Here is a 414-nt window from a genome sequence, read left to right on the forward strand (position 1 = left end):
GCGGCGCCGGGGCGCCGCCCCCCCGCGCCCCCCCGCCCCCCCCCCCCCCCCCCCCCGACGCCCGGATCGCGGCCCGGCTGGAGATCCAGCCGGGCGATCCGGTGATGCACACCAGCTATGTGTATCTGGCAGACGGCGACCCGGCCCAGCTCGCCGAGAGCTGGGAACCCATGGCGATCACCGGCGGCAGCCTGATCGTCCTACCGGAGGCCGGCCCGCACGCGGGCATCGGCGTCGCCGACCGGATGGCTCTGATCGGTATCGAGGCCGGCACGCCGGTCGAACGCGTCACCGCCCGCCAGGCCAGCCGCGGGGGGGGGGCGGCCCCCCGCGGGGCGCCCGCCGGCCCCGGGTTTGGGATAGGGCGCGCCCACTAACACCCAGCCCCCCGCCCGGCCGGGGGCAAGGCCGCCC

Annotated in this window: 1 protein-coding gene; it reads left to right on the forward strand. The window is 79.7% G+C overall.

The window, feature by feature from the left end; translation table 11 throughout:
* On the forward strand, positions 1-377 hold a 377-nt coding region (locus tag ACFV4F_RS24910), incomplete at its 5' end, for a UTRA domain-containing protein (protein ID WP_380505500.1).
* Positions 378-414: the final 37 nt, after the last annotated feature.

The organism is Kitasatospora sp. NPDC059722 (assembly GCF_042733235.1).
Taxonomy (GTDB): Bacteria; Actinomycetota; Actinomycetes; order Streptomycetales; family Streptomycetaceae; genus Kitasatospora.